This window comes from Gorillibacterium sp. sgz306347, from assembly GCF_059735245.1.
On sequence record NZ_JCAPET010000007.1, the window covers coordinates 108,559 to 130,247 of the forward strand.

General features: G+C 54.5%; 19 protein-coding genes. 8 read left to right on the plus strand and 11 right to left on the minus strand.

From position 1 onward, the window contains the following. Positions 1-33: 33 nt before the first annotated feature. From AC6I6H_RS06215 to rpmH, 11 genes are all read right to left on the minus strand, one after another. Positions 34-1,188 carry an aminotransferase class V-fold PLP-dependent enzyme gene (locus AC6I6H_RS06215; protein WP_497952868.1) on the minus strand — a complete coding sequence of 385 codons (1,155 nt, stop codon included), beginning with the start codon at positions 1,186-1,188 and terminating at the stop codon, positions 34-36. Positions 1,189-1,303: 115 nt separating this feature from the next. Continuing rightward, a complete protein-coding gene (locus tag AC6I6H_RS06220; RefSeq protein ID WP_497952869.1) occupies positions 1,304-2,161 on the minus strand; it encodes a ParB/RepB/Spo0J family partition protein in 858 nt (285 codons plus the stop codon). Next, positions 2,154-2,915 (minus strand): ParA family protein, encoded by a 762-nt coding sequence (locus AC6I6H_RS06225; protein ID WP_497952870.1) that lies wholly within the window; start codon positions 2,913-2,915, stop codon positions 2,154-2,156. Before AC6I6H_RS06225 ends, AC6I6H_RS06220 begins: the two co-directional genes overlap by 8 nt. Before the next feature lie 381 nt (positions 2,916-3,296). After that, the gene (noc, locus tag AC6I6H_RS06230) at positions 3,297-4,118 is read right to left on the minus strand and encodes a nucleoid occlusion protein (RefSeq protein ID WP_497952871.1); all 822 of its coding nucleotides are present in this window, start codon (positions 4,116-4,118) and stop codon (positions 3,297-3,299) included. A gap of 193 nt (positions 4,119-4,311) precedes the next feature. Further along, positions 4,312-5,049: a 16S rRNA (guanine(527)-N(7))-methyltransferase RsmG gene (gene rsmG, locus AC6I6H_RS06235; protein WP_497952872.1), complete on the minus strand. Its 738-nt coding sequence runs from the start codon at positions 5,047-5,049 to the stop codon at positions 4,312-4,314. Further along, a complete protein-coding gene (mnmG, locus tag AC6I6H_RS06240; RefSeq protein WP_497952873.1) occupies positions 5,046-6,941 on the minus strand; it encodes a tRNA uridine-5-carboxymethylaminomethyl(34) synthesis enzyme MnmG in 1,896 nt (631 codons plus the stop codon). Before mnmG ends, rsmG begins: the two co-directional genes overlap by 4 nt. Before the next feature lie 33 nt (positions 6,942-6,974). Further along, positions 6,975-8,351 (minus strand): tRNA uridine-5-carboxymethylaminomethyl(34) synthesis GTPase MnmE, encoded by a 1,377-nt coding sequence (gene mnmE, locus AC6I6H_RS06245; RefSeq protein WP_497952874.1) that lies wholly within the window; start codon positions 8,349-8,351, stop codon positions 6,975-6,977. A gap of 107 nt (positions 8,352-8,458) precedes the next feature. Continuing rightward, positions 8,459-9,076, minus strand: a complete 618-nt coding sequence (jag, locus tag AC6I6H_RS06250; RefSeq protein ID WP_497952875.1) for an RNA-binding cell elongation regulator Jag/EloR — start codon at positions 9,074-9,076, stop codon at positions 8,459-8,461. Between the two features lie 44 nt (positions 9,077-9,120). Next, the gene (locus tag AC6I6H_RS06255; protein WP_497952888.1) at positions 9,121-10,017 is read right to left on the minus strand and encodes a YidC/Oxa1 family membrane protein insertase; all 897 of its coding nucleotides are present in this window, start codon (positions 10,015-10,017) and stop codon (positions 9,121-9,123) included. A gap of 89 nt (positions 10,018-10,106) precedes the next feature. Next, positions 10,107-10,472 (minus strand): ribonuclease P protein component, encoded by a 366-nt coding sequence (gene rnpA, locus AC6I6H_RS06260; protein WP_497952889.1) that lies wholly within the window; start codon positions 10,470-10,472, stop codon positions 10,107-10,109. Positions 10,473-10,582: 110 nt separating this feature from the next. Next, positions 10,583-10,717 carry a 50S ribosomal protein L34 gene (rpmH, locus tag AC6I6H_RS06265; protein ID WP_497952876.1) on the minus strand — a complete coding sequence of 45 codons (135 nt, stop codon included), beginning with the start codon at positions 10,715-10,717 and terminating at the stop codon, positions 10,583-10,585. A 591-nt stretch (positions 10,718-11,308) separates the two neighbouring features. Between rpmH and dnaA the strand changes: the two genes are divergently transcribed. The 8 genes from dnaA to AC6I6H_RS06305 all read left to right on the plus strand — a co-directional run bounded on the left by dnaA (position 11,309) and on the right by AC6I6H_RS06305 (position 21,434). After that, a complete protein-coding gene (gene dnaA / locus AC6I6H_RS06270; RefSeq protein WP_497952877.1) occupies positions 11,309-12,673 on the plus strand; it encodes a chromosomal replication initiator protein DnaA in 1,365 nt (454 codons plus the stop codon). A 251-nt stretch (positions 12,674-12,924) separates the two neighbouring features. Beyond that, positions 12,925-14,067, plus strand: a complete 1,143-nt coding sequence (gene dnaN / locus AC6I6H_RS06275) for a DNA polymerase III subunit beta (protein WP_497952878.1) — start codon at positions 12,925-12,927, stop codon at positions 14,065-14,067. 8 nt (positions 14,068-14,075) lie between these two features. After that, positions 14,076-14,300, plus strand: coding sequence for a S4 domain-containing protein YaaA (gene yaaA, locus AC6I6H_RS06280; protein ID WP_497952879.1), 225 nt, complete (start codon positions 14,076-14,078; stop codon positions 14,298-14,300). Continuing rightward, complete coding sequence (recF, locus tag AC6I6H_RS06285; RefSeq protein ID WP_497952880.1) at positions 14,291-15,397, plus strand: DNA replication/repair protein RecF; 1,107 nt, start codon at positions 14,291-14,293, stop codon at positions 15,395-15,397. The genes yaaA and recF overlap by 10 nt, the downstream gene beginning before the upstream one ends. A 40-nt stretch (positions 15,398-15,437) precedes the next feature. Continuing rightward, the gene (gene remB / locus AC6I6H_RS06290) at positions 15,438-15,686 is read left to right on the plus strand and encodes an extracellular matrix regulator RemB (protein WP_497952881.1); all 249 of its coding nucleotides are present in this window, start codon (positions 15,438-15,440) and stop codon (positions 15,684-15,686) included. Between the two features lie 29 nt (positions 15,687-15,715). Next, positions 15,716-17,632, plus strand: coding sequence for a DNA topoisomerase (ATP-hydrolyzing) subunit B (gene gyrB, locus AC6I6H_RS06295; protein ID WP_497952882.1), 1,917 nt, complete (start codon positions 15,716-15,718; stop codon positions 17,630-17,632). Positions 17,633-17,779: 147 nt separating this feature from the next. Further along, positions 17,780-20,239 (plus strand): DNA gyrase subunit A, encoded by a 2,460-nt coding sequence (gyrA, locus tag AC6I6H_RS06300; protein WP_497952883.1) that lies wholly within the window; start codon positions 17,780-17,782, stop codon positions 20,237-20,239. A 118-nt stretch (positions 20,240-20,357) separates the two neighbouring features. Further along, a complete protein-coding gene (locus AC6I6H_RS06305) occupies positions 20,358-21,434 on the plus strand; it encodes an HD-GYP domain-containing protein (protein ID WP_497952884.1) in 1,077 nt (358 codons plus the stop codon). Positions 21,435-21,689: the final 255 nt, after the last annotated feature.

Sequence of the window (21,689 nt, forward strand, 5' to 3'; positions counted from 1 at the left end):
CACCCTCTTTTTATTCGCACCTTTTTGTTTGCGTTAAGCGCCGTTTCCCACTATAGCCCGCATAGCCTCCAGAAAGCAATGGACCTCGTCCATTTCCGTCGTATATCCGACGCTTACCCGAACGGCTCCCGTTTGCAGCGTTCCCGCCGTTTTGTGACCAAGCGGCGTGCAGTGATACCCGGCCCGGACGGCAATCCCGTAATTCCGGTCCAGCTCATGGGCAATCTCGGAGGAATCCCTGTCCGAAACGGTAAAAGAAACAATCCCTACCCTCTCCTTGCCCGGAAGCGGTCCAAGGCAGCGGACAGGCCCCAGCTCAAGAAGCCCTCTGTGCAGCGTGTCCGTCAGCCTCGCTTCCTTGCCCCGAATGGCTTCCACCGTCTCACGCCGCACATGCCGAACGCCTTCGGTCAAACCGACGATCCCCACCGTATTGCGCGTTCCCGCCTCATAACAATCGGGACGCGTTTTAGGCTGCACGATTTCCTCCGACCGGCTCCCTGTTCCGCCATGGAACAGCGGCTCCACCTCCACGCCGGAACGAATGTACAACCCTCCCGTCCCTTGCGGGCCAAGAAGACCTTTATGGCCCGGGAATGCAACCATATCCAGCCCCATCTTCTCAATATCGATCGGACAGGTCCCTGCCGTCTGCGCGGCATCCACCAAAATCATGCAGCCGTGTTTATGGCTGATGTGGGCCAGCTCCTCGACCGGCTGAACGGTTCCCAGCAAATTGGAGGCGTGGGTGCATACCAGAAGCCGGGAATTTGGACGAAATGCCCGCTCCACCGCATCGAGCTCCAGTTCTCCCGTCTCATCCGCAGGCACATAGGTTATCTCTATCCCGCGTTCCGCACGCAGCCACTCCAACGGGCGCCGCACCGAGTTATGCTCCAGCTCCGTGCTGACGACGTGGTCTCCCTTTTTCAAGAACCCCTTCAACGCTAAATTCAGCGCTTCGGTTGCGTTGGACGTAAAGCTGATATCGTTCGGGTTTCCGACCCCAAGCAGACCCGCCAGCTCCATGCGACAGCGGTATAGGGCCCGTGAAGCATCCATCGCCATCCGGTGGCTTCCCCTCCCGGGGTTTGCCCCATTATCCTCCAGCCAACGGATCATGGCGGCCGACACTTCAGGCGGCTTCGGCCATGATGAGGCCGCATGATCTAAATATACCCGTTTCACGTCCCGACGCCTCCATTTGCGGCTTTTTTTAACCGTCCCAACTCGATCCGCTAACGAACAAAAAAGCATACGCCGGTCCGGAGTACGGACTGTGGCGGTATGCTTTCCGGCCGTTTTATGACGGAAGTCCCTGGAGCATATCCAGCAATCTCTGCAGATCGTCTTCGGAATAGTAGGCGATTTCGATTTTTCCTTTGTTGTTTCCGTGTTTGATTTTTACCGTTGTCCGGAAGTGGGAACGAAGATTTTCCTCCGCCTGGTCAATAAAAGGATTCCCTTTCGCCGGGGCCTTCTTGCTATCCTGCCCCTTCTCCTTCCGCTGCTCCAGCCGTTTGATCTCTTCCTCCATCTCGCGGACGCTCCACTGCTCGCGAACCGCCGCTTCCGCCAGCTGCTTTTTCACCTTGTCGCTTTTGACGCCGGCAATGGCTCTTGCATGTCCCATGGATAATGTTCCACGTGAAACATAATCTTTGATTTCATCCGGAAGCTGCAGCAGCCGCAAAAAGTTCGCGACGTGCGAGCGGCTTTTGCCCACTTTCAGGGACAGCTCTTCCTGGGTCAACTGAAACTGGTCGGCGAGCGATTGGTAAGCCAGCGCCAGCTCAATCGCGTTCAAATCTTCCCGCTGGATGTTCTCGATGAGCGCGATTTCCATGGCCTGACGGTCGGTGAAGCCTTTCACTACCGCAGGTACAGTCTTTAGTCCGCTTGCCTGCGCCGCGCGGTAGCGTCTTTCACCGGCGATGATTTCATAGCCGCGAAGCACGCTGCGCACGACAATCGGTTGAATGACGCCGTGCTCTTTAATGGAAGCCGTAAGCTCGTTCATCGCTTCTTCCGTAAATGTTTTCCTGGGCTGGTATGGATTGGCGCGGAGCTGGTCAACCGGAATTTCGATTACTTTATCATCGTCATTGATGTTTAAAGAAGGAATGAGTGCATCGAGGCCTTTTCCCAAACGTTTATTCATACTGAACCACTTCCTTGGCAAGTTCCATATAAACTTCCGCTCCTTTGGAACGGGGGTCATAGGTGATGATCGATTGGCCATGGCTGGGCGCCTCGCTCAACCGTACGTTACGCGGAATAATGGTCTGATAAACTTTTTGCTGAAAATACTTCTTCACTTCTTCAATAACCTGAATGCCCAGGTTGGTTCGGGCGTCGAACATCGTCAGCAGAACGCCCTCGATTTGCAGCGTTTGATTCAGGTGCTTCTGAACCAGCCGGACGGTGTTCAGCAGCTGGCTCAATCCCTCCAATGCGTAATATTCGCACTGAATCGGAATGATGACGGAGTCGGCCGCAGTCAGTGAATTAACCGTAAGAATACCCAGGGACGGCGGGCAGTCGATAAGGATGTAATCAAACATATGCTGGACCAGCTGCAGCGATTTTTTCAGCCGGACTTCGCGGGAGATGGTCGAAACCAGTTCGATTTCGGCCCCCGCAAGCTGGATTGTTGCCGGAATGATTTTCAGGCCTTCGATCTGCGTATCCATCATGGCGTCTTTCGGATGCACATCGTTGATTAGAACATCGTAAATGCAGTTATTGACGTCCGCCTTGTTAACCCCGATTCCGCTTGTTGTATTGCCCTGCGGATCAATGTCCACCAGCAGTACCTTTTTGCCCAGATACGCCAGAGAAGCGCCCAGATTAACGGATGTCGTGGTCTTTCCCACCCCGCCTTTTTGATTCGTTATTGCAATGATCTTGGCCAATATGTTCACCCCGGAATCATTTATACCTTGTTAGCTGCTCCCTAAATGGATGAATAACACCTGTCTGGAGATCGGCGAGCCTCTTACGCTCGTCGGATAACTTGTCCGATTTCCTCGCCTCTCCCGCCCTGCACTACCTAAAAGTTTCGGTGCAGCAGCCAGCTGTTATCCTTCTATTTCAATAGCGATGGGTTGAAGATGACAGGAATACCCGCCGGAACGCTTTCAACCATAAAAAAAGAGCCTACAGAAAGAAAAACGGCTTCCTGTGCACGGCTTATTAGACCGGACAAGACTGCCATGGAGACGGCTCTTTCTATTTCGGCTGAAGGGCAATCCCGGCTTCTCCGTATGACAAATCTTTTTGTCGGTTCGGGACGCTCAGGCCTTGTTTTTCGGTATGGTGATGATGATTTCGTAACGGTCTTCATGGTTCTGCTCGGTCGTGTGAATCGGCAGTCCCGAATGGGATACCATGTCGACCGATTGCCGGATCGTATTGAGCGCAAGCCGGACGTCCTTGGAAAAAGAAACGCGCTTTTGCTTTTTGGTCCGGTTTACTTCCTTATAGAAAGCAATTCTGGCTTCGGTTTGTTTGACATTCAACTCTTTAGTAATAATATCGCTTAACACTTTTAATTGCAATTGTTCATTATCCAAGGAAAGCAATGCCCGGGCATGCCGTTCGGTGATGCTCCGGTCCAACAGGGCGTTTTTCACCTGATCGGGCAGCTGGAGAAGCCGGATCTTGTTTGCTATCGTCGACTGGCTCTTCCCGAGCCGCTGTGCAAGGCTCTCCTGCGTCAGCTGATGGATTTCCATCAGCTGCTGATAAGCGAGCGCTTCTTCGAGAGCGGTAAGCCCTTCGCGCTGCAAATTTTCAATCAGCGCAATGGAGGCCGCTTGCGAGTCGTTAAATTCGCGCACGATCGCCGGAATGGCGTCCATTCCCAGCTTGCGGACCGCGCGGTACCTTCTCTCGCCCGCGATAATCTCAAATTTCCCATCCCGCACCCGGACGACAATCGGCTGAATCACGCCATGCGTTTTGATCGTTTGGCACAATTCATCGATCCGTTCCTCGTCAAAAATAGTCCGGGGCTGATAGGGACTGGGGACGATTTCCTGAATGGGGATCTGTTTTACCTCATCCGTATTGCTGCGTTCGGTCCAACCGAACAGCTTGGACAACTGTTCTTTCATCCGTCTAACCACCTAACTCCCGTTAGCTGAAACACGAACCGGAACCGGCCGGCCAGTCGCTGAAACGGAATGATCTACCTACAGAAATTCTCCGCAAGGCGGTAAAAATCCTGCCTGGCGGATACGAACATTTTCCCCGCAAATTCGCGCGATTGCGACTCGGCGGGGAATGTTTCACGTGAAACAAAATTTTCTATTTTCGAAGCAGGGGCGTCTTTAGAGGGGTTCCGGCTTTACGGGGGTATTTGCCTGACGTGGCACCCGTTTTTCGGATGATGACAATATGGCGGGCCGCTTCTTCCTGAGGGAGCGTAAACGGAAGCACCTCGTCCACTTCTCCTTTGAGCTGGGAAAGCGAGTAGCCGGCTTCGTCGATCTCCTCCTGCGGATCGGCGCCCTTCATGGCGGCAAAGTGGCCGCCCGGGCGGACGAACGGAAGACAAAATTCATTCAGGACGGCCAATCTTGCCACCGCCCTCGCCGTCGCCAAATCGTAACGGTCTCTATGTTCCGCTAACCGGGCAACATCCTCCGCCCTTCCGTGAACGCATTGAACCTCTGCCAGTCCAAGCGTTTCCGTGAGGTGGCGGAGAAACCCGATCCGTTTGTTCAACGAATCGACGATCGTCAGCCGAAGATGAGGGAAAACAATTTTCAGCGGAATGCCGGGGAAACCGGCCCCGGAACCGATGTCAGCTATGGATGTGATGTCTTGAAAATCACGGGTAAACGAAAGCACGAGTGAATCATAGAAATGCTTGATGTAAACCTGGCCCTTCTCTGTAATGCCGGTCAGGTTAATTTTCTCATTCCATTCCACCAGCTCACGGAAATAGACTGCAAACTGATCCAGTTGAGTTTCGCTAAGGGTTATCCCCCTCTCCGCCAGCAGCGATTGAAAATGGGTTTCGATTGCGTCGCGTTGAGTCATGATCCGATCCGGGCCGCCTTCACTTTATTGTAGTGCTCCAGGTAAACGAGCAGAATCGAAACGTCCGCAGGCGTCACGCCGGAAATCCGCGTCGCCTGTCCGATGGAAACCGGACGGATTTTGGCAAGCTTTTGCTTCGCCTCCGTTGCCAGTCCATGAATGTCCTCATACACAATATCGTCCGGTATCTTCTTCTTCTCCATCTTTTTCATCCGGTCCACTTGCGCCAGCTGCTTTTCGATGTAACCAGCATATTTGATCTGGATTTCCACCTGCTCCTTTATTTCCTCCGTCAATTCAACCGGAGACGGAGTCAGGCGCTCAATGTGCGCGTAGGAGATCTCCGGACGGCGCAGCAGCGTCAAAGCATCGGTAGCGTTGGTCAACTCCGCCGTTCCCGTTTCACGCAGCAATTCCAGCGTTTGCTCATCGGGGCGGATCCGTTCCGCTTTCAACCGGTCGACTTCACGGGCGACCGCTTCCTTTTTGGCCAGGAAGCTTTGATAACGCGTTTCCGTGATCAACCCGATTTCATACCCGATCGGCGTAAGCCGCAGATCGGCGTTATCATGACGGAGCAAAAGGCGGTATTCCGCGCGGGAGGTCAGCAAGCGGTACGGCTCGTTGGTCCCTTTGGTCACCAGATCATCAATCAGTACGCCGATATAGCCTTCCGAACGGTCGAGGATAACCGGCTCTTTGCCCTGTACCTTGCGCGCCGCGTTAATCCCGGCCATGATGCCTTGGCCGGCCGCTTCCTCATAACCCGAGGTTCCGTTAATTTGCCCGGCCGTAAACAACCCGTCCACCAATTTGGTTTCCAGGGACGGCTTGAGCTGCGTCGGAATCACCGCATCATACTCGATCGCGTAGCCGGTCCTCATCATCTCCACCCGTTCCAGTCCCGGAATGGAGCGGAGAATTTGCAGCTGAACGTCCTCCGGCATGCTCGTGGACAACCCCTGCACATAGTATTCGGCGGTATTGCGGCCTTCCGGCTCCAGAAAAATCTGGTGCTTCGGCTTGTCTGCAAAGCGCACGATCTTGTCCTCAATGCTCGGGCAATACCGCGGCCCCGTTCCTTCAATTTGCCCGGAAAACATCGGGGCGCGGTGAAGGTTATTGTTGATGATGGTATGGGTTTCGGAAGAGGTATAGGTCAGCCAGCAAGGAAGCTGGTTGGGTACTTCCTCCGTCGTCTCGTAGGAGAAAAACTTTGGCTTTTCGTCGCCCGGCTGGATTTCCGTTTTGCTGAAATCAATCGATTCCTTGTGTACCCGCGGCGGAGTACCCGTTTTGAAACGCACGAGCTCTAAACCAAGCTCCTTCAGGCTTTGCGACAACCGGACGGATGGCTGCTGATTGTTCGGACCGCTTTCGTACATCAGTTCACCCATGATGACTTTGCCGCGCAGGTAAGTTCCGGTCGTCAAAACAACCGCTTTCGCCCGATATTCGGCTCCGGTCTTGGTGACCACACCGCGGATGACGCCGTCTTCCACAAGCAGCTCTTCCGCCATTCCTTGACGCAAGGTAAGGTTCGGCTGTCTTTCAATCGTTTCTTTCATCGTTTGCTGGTACAGAAATTTGTCCGCCTGCGCACGCAGCGCATGCACCGCCGGACCTTTTCCCGTGTTCAGCATCCTCATTTGGATATACGTCTTGTCGATGTTCCGCCCCATTTCGCCCCCGAGCGCATCGATTTCCCTCACCACATGGCCTTTGGCCGGGCCGCCGACCGACGGGTTGCAGGGCATAAAGGCGACCATATCCAGATTAATGGTCAACAGCAGCGTGCTGCAGCCCATTCGGGCCGACGCCAGCGCGGCTTCGCAGCCGGCATGACCGGCGCCGATGACAAGGACGTCATAGTCTCCTGCATGATAGTTCATCGTGAAGCATTCCTCCCGCTTCTATAAAACCCCTTATTTGCCCAGACAAAACTGGGAGAAAATTTGGTCTACCAGCGAATCGGCTGCGGTTTCCCCCGTCAGCTCTCCAAGGTATTCCCAGGCGCGGCGGATGTCGATCTGGATCAGATCAATCGGAATTCCCGCTTCCGTCGCGGCATATGCATCTTGCAGCGCCTCCTCGGCCTGCTTTAACAAACGGATGTGGCGGACGTTGCTGACATACGTCAGATCCCCGCTTTCCATTTCCCCCGCGAAAAAGAGCCCGGTCACCGCTTTTTCCAGCCGGTCCAACCCTTCCTCCCGGGCAACGGCCATCCGTACAATGCGATCCGGCGGAAATATGGCGTTAACCGTCTCTTCTTCCAGTCTTGCCGGAAGATCGGATTTATTTATGATAAGAATGGAATTCCGGTTTCGCACCGCTTCCATTAGCTGCCGTTCGTCCTCATGCAGCGGCTCGTTGCCGTTGACCACCAACAGAACAAGCTCGGCTTCATCCAAAGCGCCCCTCGACCGCTCGACTCCGATTTTTTCCACCACGTCGGTGGTTTCCCGGATGCCGGCCGTGTCCAGCAGCTTCAGCGGAATCCCGTTCATCGTAACATATTCCTCAATGACATCTCTAGTTGTCCCCGGGATATCCGTCACGATGGCGCGGTTCTCCTGCGCCAGCGCATTCAGCAAAGAGGATTTCCCTACGTTGGGACGGCCGACAATCGCCGTGGTGATGCCTTCCCGAATCAGCTTCCCTTCCTGGGCCGACTTCAGGAGAGCCGCCACCTCTGTCAGAGCCGCCGTGCATTTGGTTCGAATAAACGCGCTTGTCATTTCCTCGACATCATGCTCCGGGTAATCGATGTTCACCTCAATATGCGCCATGAGCTCCACAAGCGCGTAACGCAAAAGCCCGACCTTCTTGGAAAGCCCGCCCTCCACCTGCTTCATGGCCACCCGATGGGCCCGGTCCGATTTGGACCGGATCAAATCGATGACCGCTTCCGCCTGGGCCAAATCAATCCGGCCGTTTAAAAATGCGCGTTTTGTAAACTCTCCCGGTTCGGCCAGGCGAACACCCGTCCCAAGGATCAAGTCCAGCACGCGGCGTACGGAAACCATTCCTCCGTGGCAGCCGATTTCCACGACATCCTCCGTCGTGAACGAACGCGGAGCGCGCATGACGGTAACCAACGCTTCCTCCACCGTTTCACGGGATGCCGGGTCGACAATGTGACCGTAATGAACGGTATGGCTGAGCGCCTCGCTTAAGCTTCCCCGCATGCGGAACAGCCGGTCCGCCTGGGCGATCGCCTCGGGACCGCTGATGCGGATCACGGCGATTCCTCCCTCTCCAAGCGGAGTCGAAATGGCGGCAATGGTATCGGAAATCATCGCATGCATCTCCTGTCTGTTATAAAAAAGAAGCAATGACCCGTTAACTGCCCAAGTCATTGCGTCTCTCACATGTTTCATCGTTTCCGGTTTCCCGGGGTTGTAAACTACTTTAATCCAATAACCACCCTGCGGTTCGGTTCTTCTCCGGTGCTGTACGTTTTCACGCCCGAATGGCCCTGAAGGTAGGAATGAATAATTTTTCGTTCCGGCGCCGGCATCGGCTCCAGCACGATTTCCTGGCGGCTTCTGATCGCCCGGTGGGCCAAACGGGCCGCCAAATCCTCCAGCGTCTTCTTCCTCCGCTCCCGGAACTTCTCCGCATCGAGCACGATGCGAATATGGGAAGAAGAGAAGCGGTTGGCTACGATGTTCACCAGATACTGAAGCGCGTCCAGGGTTTGGCCGCGGCGTCCGATCAGGATGCCGAGCTCGCTGCCCGAAAGGTTCAGCAGCGTGTCGTCCGCTTCTTTTATGCGTTCAATGTCCACCCGGAGTCCCATCGTCGAAAAAACATCCTGCAGGAAAAGCTCCGCTTCTTCAATCGGGTCCGGAATTTTCTCCAGCTCCACTTTGGCTTCCTTTGCCCCGAACAAGCCGAATAACCCTTTGGTCGGCTGCTCCAGAACGGAAACCTTCACGCGGTCTTCCGTGACGTTCCATTGGCGAAGTCCCCGATTGACCGCTTCCTCGATTGTTTTTCCCGTAACGGTTATCTTGTTCATCGGATGGGATCACCCCTGTAAAAGTGGACGTATTCTCTTCTTAATTAACGTTTCGACGGTTTTTTGGCTCCGCCTTTGGTTCCGCCGGACGGCTTGTTCGAGCCTTTGTTGGGGCCGTTGTTCGGACCCTTGCCCGGGGATTTTTTCTCCGATTTGACCGTTTCGACCGATGCGCCTGCCAGTGCCGGCGTTTTCCGGTCGCGGTAAATAATCAGATTCTGCACGATGGTAAAGGTGTTGGTGTAAATCCAGTACAGCGGAAGCGCGGACGGAAAGCTGCGGGACATGAAGAAAATCATGACCGGGAAAATCAGCATGATCGTCTGCATCATGTTCGCTTGCGGGCCCGGCTGCTTCGGCATCAGCTTGGATTGCAGGAACGTGGTCAAGGCGGCGATGGTCGGCAGAATCCAGAGGTCCTTCTCGCCCAGCTGCAGCCAAAGGAACGTATGGTCGCGAATGTCCGGGTTCCGGAAGATCGCGTGGTACAGCCCCATGAGGACCGGCATCTGGATCAGGATCGGGAAACAGCCCGCCATCGGATTGACGTTGTTGGCTGTAAACAGCCGCATCGTTTCTTCCTGCTGCTTTTTCGGATCATCTTTGTATTTCTCCCGGATCTTGGCAAGCTCCGGTTGGATGGCCTGCATCGCTTTGCTGCTCTTGTACTGCTTGAGGGTCAGCGGCAATACAATCAAACGGACAATAATCGTGATCGCCAGAATCGCGAGTCCGTAGGATCCGCCGAACAAGTTCGCGAGGAAATCAAGGAAGTGGGACAGAGGCGCTACGAAAAACCGGTCCCAGAATCCGTTGGCCGGGTCAATCTGCTTGATGGTGCCGTCTTTGTTCATCGTCGTACATCCCGCCAAAAGCAGGACGAGGCCCAGCGGCCAGAGCTTGTAAAAGCGTTGCAACAATTTCGTTCCTCCCGAAGCCATTCTCAAAATCATGTACAACCACAAATATACCATAAGAAGGGAAACAAAGAAACCGAACCGGCCTCTCCCTCGTCCCTCTTTTTTCGGTCTTATTGACGGGCGTTCTGTTTCGGGCCGCCGTTCCACAGCTCAGCCCGCTTCAGAACGTGAACGAGACTCTTCGCCATCTCTTCGAATTCCATCTCCGCGGCGGGTTTTCGGGCGATGATGACGATGTCGACCCCGGAAGCGACGTTCTCCTGCCGCAGCCGGACGATCTCCTTCATCATTCTTCGCAAGCGGTTGCGCACGACGGCGTTCCCGAGCTTCTTGCTTACCGATACCCCGAGACGGAACGGCCCCGGCTGCTTTTGCGCCAGCGCATAGACGACGAACTGGCGGTTGGCCTGAGACTTCCCATGCCGGTAAACGCGGTTGAAGTCTTCCCGTTTGGCGAGACGGTGCTCCTTCTGCACATCCATTCCCTCCATCGTTCACGCGCGCGCGGCGCGCGAGAAGAAACCGCTGCGGGTTCCCTCCCACGTTCGCGCATCCAAAAAAAAAGACCACGCAAGTGGTCTTCCGATTAGGCGGACAGATTCTTTCTGCCTTTCAGACGGCGGGCTGCCAGAACTTTACGGCCGTTCTTCGTGCTCATCCGCTTGCGGAAACCGTGCACTTTCTTGCGCTGCCGCACATTCGGTTGGTAAGTCGGTTTCATCTATTTTGCACCTCCTCGAGGATTTCCATCCCAAAAATGCCTTTTTCCATTTAACCATTTTGCGCGGGAAAAGTCAACCTTCCTTTCCCTCCCCGAAAACGGCTGTCCACACCCTCTTTTCGACGCATTCCGACCCGGTTGTGAACAACCTTCGGGCCGAAATCCCCCTTGCTGTCGAACGGTCAACAATTTATTCACAATATGTAGTGCTGTGTATAATCTCGCCGCACAAGGGATGGACATTGTGGATAAAAGAGAAATTCCGTTGAAAAAACAGGCCCGGTTTGTTATATTTAGATTACTTTTTGGTTGTGGATACCTCAGGATATGAACAGGTTTATCAACAGCTTGTGGATAAGTCTGTTAACAAGACGCCAGTTATCCCACACATCGTTTTTACTATAGCTTAATGTTGTGGATAAGATCGTTAAAACGGCTCCCTGTCCTCCCTTTCTTTTCACGGACTAGAGCCGTTTGCATTCGTTTAACTCCGCCGCACCTATTCCGATACGGCCCCGTTCTCCCGTCCAGGAGGCGAAGGGCTCTCTTGAAGTCTGTTTTTGGCGATTTTTGATAAGGAGTGAATCTGTTTTGGAAAGCCACGTCAACGATCTTTGGCAGCAGGTGCTGTCGGCCATTCAAACCAAACTAAGCAAACCCAGTTACGATACGTGGCTCAAATCGACGAAGGCCAGCGTATTTAACGACCGTCTGCTTGTCATTTGCGCACCCAACAACTTTGCACGCGAGTGGCTGGAATCCCGCTATGCCAAAATGATCGCAACGTGTGTGCTGGAAACCTTCGGAAAGCAAGTGGACGTGCAGTTCGTTCTGGAGGAAGAAGCGCAGACGCTTGCCGCGGCCCAAACGGCGCAGCCGGCGCCCGCTCCCAAACCGCCTGCCATGCAGGAAGAAATCTTCACGAGCCTGCTGAACCCCCGCTATACGTTTGATTCCTTCGTTATCGGCTCCGGCAACCGGTTCGCGCACGCCGCTTCGCTGGCGGTGGCGGAAGCGCCGGCGAAAGCGTACAACCCTCTGTTTTTGTACGGGGGCGTCGGACTCGGCAAAACCCACCTGATGCACGCGATCGGCCATTACGTGCTTCAGCAAAACCCGGGAGCCAAGGTGGTGTACATTTCCTCCGAGAAGTTCACCAACGAATTCATCAACGCCATCCGGGATAACCGCGGCGAAAGCTTCCGCAACAAGTACCGCAATGTCGATATTCTGCTGATCGACGACATTCAGTTCCTGGCCGGCAAGGAGTCGACGCAGGAGGAATTTTTCCATACCTTTAACGCGCTCCACGAGGAACGCAAGCAGATTATTATCTCAAGCGACCGGCAACCGAAGGAGATCCCTACGCTGGAGGAACGGCTCCGCTCCCGTTTTGAATGGGGCCTGATTACGGACATTCAGCCGCCAGACCTGGAAACGCGGATCGCCATTCTGCGCAAAAAGGCCCGTTCGGAAAACCTGGAGATTCCCAACGAAGCGATGGTGTACATAGCGAGCCAGATCGACACCAACATCCGGGAGCTGGAAGGTGCGCTGATTCGGGTCGTGGCGTACTCGTCGCTGATCAATGAGGACATTTCCGTTCCGCTGGCCGCCGACGCCTTGAAGGACATTATTCCGTCCGGCCGTCCGAAAGTTATCACCATTCAGGATATTCAGCAGAAAGTCGGGGAATTTTACGGATTGCGGCTGGAGGACTTCAAAGCGCGCAAACGGACGAAGGCCGTCGCCTTCCCCCGCCAGGTCGCCATGTATCTTTCACGCGAGCTGACGGATTATTCCCTGCCCAAGATCGGGGAAGCGTTCGGCGGACGCGATCATACAACCGTGATCCACGCCCACGAAAAAATCACGTCGAACCTGAAATCCGATCAGGAGCTCGGCCGGATTATTCACAACATCACCGAGAAGATCAAACAATCCGGCGTTAATTAACAAGTGGACAACCACAGGCCTATGCACAATCTATTCACATGTGAACAGGCCTGTTTTTTGCAGTCTGACGGCACCTATCCACATATTCAGGCCCCCTACTACTATCACTAAAGAAAAACAATTATAATAAGGATGGTCGGAAATGCCGGACAAGCGGCCTTCCGGCAACCTTTTTGTGCTCTTTCCCGAAGACAAGCATTACTTACCTTTATTCCGATAAATACTTTTTTAGAACCCGGAGGTCGAACCCGTTGAAATTAACCGTTTCGAAGGATCACTTGAACGAAGCGATCGCTCACGTTTCCAAAGCCATCTCCAGCCGGACCACCATCCCTATCCTGAGCGGGATTAAATTTGACGCCGTGGAAGAGGGCATCCGCCTGACCGCGAGCGATACGGACATTTCCATCCAGTCCTTTATTCCGGCGGAGGAAGACGGAAAAGAAATTATCCGCATCCACGACAAAGGCAGCATCGTGCTGCCCGCCAAATTTTTCGGTGAAATTGTCCGCAAGCTCCCATCGCAGGAAATCGAAATCGAGGTAAAGCCTCCTTTTCAGGCGACGATTCGTTCCGGAGGGTCCGAAGTGCAGCTCGTCGGTCTCGACCCCGAGGAATACCCGCAGCTTCCGGAAATCGAAGAGAAACGCATTATTTCCGTAGCGAGCGACCTGCTTAAAACAATGATCCGCCAAACCTCCTTCGCTGTTTCGGCCAACGAGTCGACGCCCATTCTGACAGGGGTGCTTTGGACGCTCGGCAGCGACGGGCTCAAATTCATCTCGTGCGACCGGCACCGTCTCGCCCAGCGCGAAACGCCGCTTGCCGCCGGTGAAGACCAATATTTTCAGAACGTGGTCATCTCGGGCAAAACGCTCAATGAACTGAACAAAATTTTGCCGGACCAAAACACGCTTACGGACATCGTCGTTTCGGACAACCAGGTGCTGTTCCGCATGAACAACCTGCTGTTCTATTCCCGCATGCTGGAAGGAACCTACCCGGATACGTCCAAGCTGATTCCCCAAACCTTCCAGACGGAAATGGTTTTGAACGGCAAGCAGCTGACGGACGCCATCGACCGGGCATATTTGCTCTCGCGGGAAGAAAAAACCAACATCGTCAAAATGGTGATGAACGAAGACGGAACAGTGGAAATCTCCTCGAGCTCGAGCGAAATCGGCCGGGTGACGGAGACGATTCCGGTGGAAAGCCTGACCGGCGAGCACCTGAAAATTTCGTTCAACTCCAAATATATGCTGGACGCGCTCCGGGTTATCGACAGCGAAGGCATCCGCCTTGGCTTTACCGGCCCGATGAGCCCGATCATTATCGAACCGCTCGGGGACACCAAGCTGCTGCAACTGATCCTCCCCTACCGGACGACGAACTGAGGGGTTTTATGAAAACTGTCGAAATCCGTACCGAATACATCACACTCGGACAATTTCTGAAGCTGGCGGATTGCATTTCCACCGGCGGACAGGCCAAAGGCTTTTTGCAGGAAACGGCCGTTCGGGTAAACGGGGAGCCGGACAACCGCCGGGGGCGTAAGCTGGTGGACGGAGACCGGGTCGAGGTTGCGGGCTGCGGGACGTTTCAAGTGGTGCGCCGGCCATGTTCCTGAAAAAGCTGGCGATCCAGAATTACCGGAACTACGAGAAATTCGAATTAAACGTCGACCATCAGGTCAACCTGTTTGTCGGGGAAAACGCCCAGGGAAAAACGAACCTGCTGGAAGCGATCTACGTGCTCGCCCTGACCAAATCGCACCGCACCCATCAGGACCGGGAGCTGATCCGATGGGAGAACGGGGACGCTTCGCTGTACGGGGAAGTCGAGAAAAAATACGGAACGCTGAAGCTTTCGCTTTCCATTGCCAAACAGGGCAAAAAGGCGAAAATCAACGGGCTGGAGCAGCGCCGGCTGAGCGAGTTTATCGGTTCGTTCAACGTCGTTATGTTCGCTCCGGAGGATCTCGAAATCGTTAAAGGCGCGCCGGGGATCCGGCGTCGTTTTCTTGATATGGAGATCGGGCAGGTCTACCCGTCTTATCTCTTCGAATCCATGCAGTACCAGAAGGTTTTGGCGCAGCGGAACCAGTTCCTGAAGCAAATCGATTTCGGACGCGGAGCCGACGACGCCATGTTTGCCGTGTGGGATGAGCAGCTTGCCCGGCACGGTACTAAAATGATGAAAAAACGTCAAAGCTTTATAGAGAAACTGCAAGTATGGGCCGAGCGGATTCATTCGGGAATTACCGGCGGACAGGAGTCGCTGGGCGTGCATTACCGCCCTTCTTTCGAGTTCGCGGATGAAGATGAACCTATTTTATTCGGCAAGTTTATGGTACAGTTAAACGAGACGAGAAATCAGGAATTGCGCCGCGGCACTACGCTTACCGGCCCTCACCGCGACGATCTCGTCTTTACGATCAACGGCAAAGAAGCGCATATTTACGGCTCGCAGGGCCAGCAGCGGACAACGGCGTTGTCGCTCAAGCTGGCGGAGCTGGAGCTGATCCGCGAGGAAGTCGGCGAGTATCCGATTTTGCTCCTCGACGACGTGCTGTCCGAGCTGGATCGCAACCGGCAAACCCAACTGATCGAGACCTTTCAGGATAAAGTCCAGACGTTCATCACAACCACCGGTATCGAAAGCATCGATCTCACCAAACTGAGGGATGCCGCCGTCTTTCATGTGCGAAGCGGCGGTTTGTTTTGATGGTTGTGCGCATTCATAGAAAAACGGGGGGAGCTCGTTCATGTATATTCATCTTGGCGCGGAGCGGATTATCCGGTCGTCGGAGCTGATCGCCATCTTCGATCTGTCGATCGAAAAGAATTCGAAAATCTCCAAGCAATTTCTGGCGGAAGCCGCGAAGAACAAGACAGTCGAAATCATCGGCGAAGAAGAAAGCAAATCGCTTGTGGTGACGGTTGACAAAGTGTACTACTCCCCCATTTCCTCCGCCACGCTAAGCAAGCGTTCCGTTCACCTTTCCGTTAATTGAACGAAATTTGATAAAGAAGGTGGAAGTCCATGTCAGTGCAACAAAACTCGTCGTATGACGCAAGCAAGATTCAGGTACTGGAAGGGCTTGAAGCCGTTCGCAAACGTCCGGGCATGTACATCGGTTCGACCAGCTCCCGCGGGCTTCACCATCTGGTATGGGAAGTCGTCGACAACAGCATCGACGAAGCTCTAGCGGGGTATTGCGATCAAATCGACGTCGTGATCCACAAAGACAACAGCGTATCCGTCACCGACAACGGCCGCGGCATTCCGACCGGTCTTCATCCGAAGATGAACCGTCCGGCGCTGGAGGTCGTTTTGACCGTCCTGCACGCAGGCGGCAAATTCGGCGGAGACGAGTCCGGCTATAAGGTGTCCGGGGGTCTTCACGGCGTCGGCATTTCGGTCGTCAACGCCCTGTCCGAGGTTATGATCGCCCGCGTCCGGCAGAACGGCCGGGTTTACCAGCAGGAGTATCACCGGGGCATTCCGCAATACGACATGAAAATCATGGGGGATGCGGCGGATACGGGGACGCAGATTACCTTTAAGCCCGACCCGGAGATCTTCCAGGAAACAACGGAATACGACTATGATGTGCTTGCCTCGCGTTTGCGGGAGCTGGCCTATCTCAATAAAGGCATTTCCATCAACCTGCTCGACGAACGCACCGGAGCCAGCCAGAATTACAAATACGAAGGCGGTATCATTTCGTTCGTGGAGCACCTGAACAGCCACCGGGAAGCGGTGCATCCGGCCATTTACGTCGAAGGCAACCGTGACAGCATCCAGGTGGAAATCGCCATTCAGTACAACGACGGCTATAACGAGAACCTGTTCTCGTTCTGTAACAATATTCATACGCATGAAGGCGGGACTCACGAATCCGGATTCAAGAGCGCTCTGACCCGGATATTGAACGATTACGCGCGCAAGACGGGAGCGCTCAAGGAAAACGACTCCAATCTTAGCGGCGAAGACGTTCGGGAAGGGCTGACAGCCATTATTTCGGTCAAAATTCCCGAGCCGCAGTTTGAAGGGCAAACGAAAACGAAGCTGGGCAACAGCGAAGTGCGCGGCATCGTGGAATCGCTGTTTGCCGAGAAGCTCGATACGTTCCTGGCCGAGCATCCCGCGATTGCGAAGCGCATCGTGGAAAAAGGCGTGCAAGCCTCCCGCGCCCGGGAAGCGGCCCGCAAAGCGCGGGAGCTGACGCGGCGCAAAGGCGCGCTGGAAGTCGGTTCGCTGCCGGGCAAGCTGGCGGACTGCTCCTCCCGCGACGCATCGATCAGCGAAATGTATATCGTCGAAGGCGACTCGGCGGGCGGCTCCGCCAAACAAGGGCGCGACCGTCATTTCCAGGCGATACTGCCGCTGCGCGGCAAGATCCTGAATGTCGAAAAGGCGCGGCTGGACCGGATTTTGTCCAACCTGGAGATCCGGGCGATCATCACGGCCATCGGCACGGGGATCGGCGACGATTTTGACATCGCCAAAGCACGGTATCACAAAATCATTATCATGACCGACGCCGACGTCGACGGGGCCCATATCCGGATTTTGCTCCTGACGTTCTTTTACCGGTATATGCGCAAGCTGCTGGAGCATGGCTATATTTATATCGCCCAGCCGCCTCTTTACCGGCTGGAACGGAACAAGGTGCTGCGTTATGCTTACAGCGACGCGCAGAGAGACAAGATTCTGCAGGAGTTCGGGGCGGAATCCAAGGTCACCATCCAGCGCTACAAAGGGCTGGGCGAGATGGACCCCGAGCAGCTTTGGGAAACCACGATGGACCCGGAAAGCCGCACGCTTCTCCAGGTCAGCATCCAGGACGCCATCGAGGCCGATCAATTGTTCGACACGCTGATGGGCGACAACGTTGAGCCGCGGAAGGAATTTATCCACGAACACGCCCTCTACGTCAAGAACCTCGACGTATAACTTGGCCCGGCTGAGCCGAGTCAACTTTTTATAGCAGTGCCGGCTTCCATAGTCTGCGTTTAGCGGCAAGATGGACCGGGCACATCTTTTGCGCAGCAGGGTCCCGCTTCGGGGCCTTGCGCGTTATCTTGTTTTGGGAGGTACAGCATGGCGGAAGAATCACAGTCGCAAATACGCGAAAGGGACATCGGCTCGGAAATGCGCGAATCCTTTATGGATTACGCGATGAGCATCATTGTGCAGCGTGCGCTTCCCGACGTAAGGGACGGCATGAAGCCGGTACACCGGCGCATCCTGTACGCGATGTCCGAGCTCGGTATGGCTCCTGACAAACCTCACAAAAAATCGGCCCGGATCGTAGGCGAGGTAATTGGCAAATACCACCCTCACGGCGATTCGGCGGTATATGAAACGATGGTCCGGATGGCGCAGGACTTTTCGCTGCGTTACCCGCTTGTCGACGGACACGGCAACTTCGGTTCGATCGACGGCGATTTTGCCGCAGCCATGCGGTATACGGAAGCCCGCTTGTCGAAGATCGCGATGGAGCTTTTGCGCGACATCAACAAAGAAACCATTAACTTCGTGCCGAACTACGACGGGGAAGAAATTCAGCCGGAAGTGCTTCCCGCCCGGTTCCCGAATTTGCTCGTCAACGGCTCCTCGGGGATTGCCGTCGGGATGGCGACGAACATCCCGCCGCATAACCTGGGAGAGGTCATTGACGGCCTGAACGCGTTGATCGACAACCCGGAAATTACGCCGCTTGAGCTTATGAATTACATCAAGGGTCCGGATTTCCCGACGGCCGGCTTCATCCTTGGCCGCGAGGGAATCAAACAGGCGTATACCACCGGCCGCGGTTCCGTTACGATGCGGGCGCGGGCGACCATTGAGGAAACCAACGGGAAGGCGCGTATTATCGTACACGAACTCCCGTACCAGGTGATCAAGGCCCGTTTGATCGGGAATATCGCGGATCTGGTCCGCGAGAAGCGGATCGACGGCATCACCGATCTGCGGGACGAATCGGACCGCAGCGGCATGCGCATCGTTATCGAGCTTCGCCGCGACGTGAATCCCAATGTCGTGTTGAACAATCTCTATAAGCACACCGCGCTGCAAAGCAACTTCGGCATTATCATGCTGGCGCTTGTAAATAAAGAACCGAAGGTCATGAACCTGCGGGACATGCTTTATTATTACCTGGAGCATCAGAAAGAAGTCATTCGCCGCAGAACCGAATACGACCTCAAAAAGGCCGAAGCCCGGGCGCATATCCTGCTTGGCTTGCGGACGGCGCTGGATCACCTCGACGAAGTCATCTCGATTATCCGCTCTTCGCGTACGACCGAGATCGCTCGGGAGAGCTTGATGGAGCGGTTCGGCTTCAGCATCGAGCAGGCGCAGGCGATTCTCGATATGCGTCTGGCCCGCCTGACGGGTCTGGAACGCGACAAGGTCGAGGCCGAATACGCAGAGCTGCTGGAGAAGATTGCCGAGTACAAGGCTATTCTGGCCAGCGAACGGCTGATTCTGGACATCATCCAGGAAGAGCTGGGCGAAATCCGCGAGAAGTTCAACGACGAGCGACGGACGGAAATTACGATCGGCGAGAACAATATTCTCGATGAAGATCTGATCCCGCGCGAAGACGTCATTATTACGCTCAGCCATTCGGGCTACGTCAAACGCCTGCCGGTAACCACTTACCGTTCGCAGCGCAGAGGCGGCCGCGGGGTCATCGGCATGGAGACGAAAGAAGACGACTTTGTCGAGCATCTTTTTGTCTCCAATACCCACCAGTACCTGCTGTTCTTCACGGATAAGGGGAAAGCTTACCGGTTGAAGGCCTATGAAATTCCGGAAATGAGCCGGACGGCCCGCGGAACGCCAATCATCAACCTGCTGCAAATTGAGCAGGGCGAGAAGGTTTCCGCCGTCATTCCGATCAACGACGAAGGCGAAGACCAGCATTTGTTCTTTGCGACACAAAACGGCATCGTGAAGAAAACCCCGCTGGACGAATACCAGTACATCCGTAAAGGCGGTCTTATCGCCATTCACCTGCGCGAAGACGACCGGCTGATCGGAGTCAAGCTGACCGACGGCAAGCGTGAGATTATTATGGGCACGAAGCAGGGCATGTCCATCCGCTTCCCCGAGCAGGATGTCCGGGCTATGGGCCGTTCCGCTACGGGCGTGAAGGGCATCAGCATCGGCGATGACGACGCCGTCATCGGCATGGATATCGTCGATGAGGAGAACAGCGTGCTGATCGTTACCTCCAAAGGCTTCGGCAAGCGGACGTCCATGAGTGAATACCGGGTTCAATCCCGCGGAGGCAAGGGCATCAAGACGCTGAACATCACCGACAAAAACGGTCCGGTCGTCGGGCTGAAGGTGGTCAGCGATCAGGAAGACCTGATGATCATCACCACGCAGGGAACGATCATCCGGATGAACATGGACGGCATCAACCAAATGGGCCGAAACACGCAAGGGGTCCGGCTGATCAACATCAAAGAGGACGACGAAGTGGCGACGGTGTCCCGCGTTGAGCGGAACGAGGAAGCCGAAGAGATCCTCATGGAAGAAGAAGAATAAGCATCGGTTACCGCCAAGAAAGGGGTTTTCTCCCCTTTCTTTTTGTTTTACAATAAGGTATTGATGTCGGCCGGTTCCCGTCAGGACGTCTATTTTCCATACAAAGGGGCAGTTCCCTATGATCCAGGTACTCGTATCCAAATTGAAGACCGGCAGCCGTTTGTCCGAGAATGTGCTGACCCGCCGGGGAACCCTGTTGTTTGAGAAGGGCGCCGTCGTGACGGAAAAAGAGAAAGAAATCCTGCGCGCATTTTTAATCCAAACCGTCAATATTGAAGATCCCAATGCGGAACAGCCGGCTGCAGCCCCGAAGGCGGGAACGGTTGAGGAGTTTGCGGCGAGCGGAATGAGAGCAGGGCTGGCGGAAGAGTTTCTGGCCATGAAGGATTTTTTGAAAAAGGTCATTCCTCTGCCGGCTTCCGGACAGCCGTTTCCGATCCTGGACATCCGCACCCGGTTAATGAATCTTTTGACGTTCTCCAATCAGTTTCACCCCCTTTTTCCTGTAGCCATTTCCGATAAAGAAGAAGACTATCTGTATTACAACGGCATATATGTGAGCATGGGCGCTTACCTGTTGGCCAAATGGCATGGGCTCCCCGAAAAGGACTGGGTTCCCGTCGCATTGGGGGGATTGCTGCATAATATCGGCACCACCAAAGTGGACCCGGCCATCCTGGAGAAAAAGGACAAGCTGTCTCTGCAGGAGCGGGACGAGGTTCGCCGGCACACGGTGTTCGGGTATCAAATGCTCAAGAACGTTCCCGCCATTAACGAGGGCGTAAAACTGGCTGCTCTTCAGCATCATGAAAAAGAAGACGGCAGCGGCTATCCGATGGGGGTAGCGGGAGACAAAATTCACCCGTATGCCAAAATCGTCGCTATCCTGGAGATCTTCTACGCCATCATCAACGAAAGGGCCTATCGTCCTGCCGAATCGCCCTACATCGCACTGGAGGAGCTCCACAAGGAATCGTTCGGCAAGCTGGATCACGCGCTGGTAACTACGTTTATTAACCGCTGCACGCAGTTTTATTCGGGTACGGTGGTTAAGCTAAACGACGGGCGAATCGGGGAAATCGTATTCACCGACCGGAACGATCCGACACGGCCCTGGGTAAAAATCGGAGATCATATCGTCAATTTAACCGAGACCCGTAACTGCTATATTCAAGAGGTATTATTCGATCTGTAACAACTGGATAAAGGTACCTTCAACGAAATGCTTAAAAGGGTTGACGCAGGAAACCGATTCGTGATATATTCTTCTTCCGGCCAAAAAAGCTAACTTGCTTCCTGGACGGAAAAGCTGCAAAGCGGGTTACAAGAATTTAAAAAAAAGCTTGCAATCCGATAGAGTTATGTGGTATATTAATTAGGTCGCCTCCGCAAGGTTGCGATGCAAAACATGGTCCTTTGAAAACTGAACAACGAGTGAACAAGCAACAAA